A 1280-nucleotide genomic window follows, 5' to 3' on the forward strand; every position below is an offset into this window, starting at 1 on the left:
AGCCGCCTCGTCTTCCACCGTCGAGGTCATGCCGGCATTGGCGATCGGGCTGTCGTCGATGACGTTGACCGTGAAGTTGCCGCCGACTGCATCGCCGTCGCCGTCACGTGCGGTGAACTTGAAGGTGAAGGACAGAACGTCTTCCTGCCCGGCGTTGCCGCCCTTGACGGGATGATCGAGCACGCCGTCGAGATCGAAGGCATAGGAACCGTCGCCCTTGTCCGACAGTGTCACCGTGAACACCGTCTCGTTGCCGGCATGCGCCGTCAAGACAGTACCGTTCGCAGACAGCGAATAGGTCAGGTGCTGGCCGCCGGAGGTCAAGTCACCGAGGTTGATCGTCGTATTACCGCTCTTAACACCCAGGAAGGCCGAAGCCTCGCCCGCGCTGACGCTGTGGTCGGAACCGCTGCCGGTCGCGAACACCACGGAGCGGTCACCCATCACCTGCGCTCCGGTGAAGCCGCCATTCTCATTCTTGTTGCTGTCGTCGCCGCCCCAGGAAATGTTCAGCGACGCGCCGATCTTGTCGGTGATGAAGCCGCCATTGGCGATTACACCGCCCACTTCCGTCCCGAACGGGAAGATGTCCTCGTTGCCGCCGGCAAGCGCCTCTTCCTCGACAAACCGCACGCCGACGTCGCTCGAAAGGATCGGCGTATCGTCGATCACACCGACGCCGAAGGTTGCAACACCCGTCTTGTCGCCGTCCGAATCCGTCGCCGTGAACTGGAAGTCGAGCTTCAACGTATCTTCGCCCGCACCTTTGTGGTCCAGCGTGTCGATCAGCGTGAACTGATAGGAGCCGCCGCCGTTGTCGGAAAGACCGACCAAGAAGACGACATGAGCTGCCTGGGCCGCATTCGCATTGGCCGGAACGCCGGTCGGAGCCACCTCGCCGGTATAGGCGAGCAACACCTGGCCGCCCTCGACCGTCACGATCGTATAGTGGACCTCCTGGCCGCGCGACGTCAGGTCCAGGGCATCGAGCGTGTTGACCGCAGCCGGGCCAAACGCCACGGAGCGGTTACCGGCGCCCGACGTGATCGCCTCGTTGTCGGCATTGTCCGAACCCCAGGCGATCGCAAGTGTGCCGCCCGTCGTCTGCGTCGTTCTATCGTTGAAGACCAAGCCGAGAAACCCGCTGCGGAAGTCCCCATCCGAACCCGTATCCTCGTTGCCGCTGCCGACGACAGCCAGTTGCTCCTCTTCGACGAGGCCAGCCGAATAAGGCGTGCCGATCGTCGCAACATCGTCGGCGACATTCACCGTGAAAGTGT

The 1280-nt window shown here is 62.9% G+C and carries 1 pseudogene; it reads right to left on the reverse strand.

Going from position 1 to position 1280, the window contains the following annotated elements:
• A pseudogene (locus K9B32_RS28805) lies at positions 1–1280 on the reverse strand (hypothetical protein); the annotation flags it as partial.

This window comes from Rhizobium sp. 3T7 (assembly GCF_020166565.1).
Classification (GTDB): Bacteria; Pseudomonadota; Alphaproteobacteria; order Rhizobiales; family Rhizobiaceae; genus Rhizobium.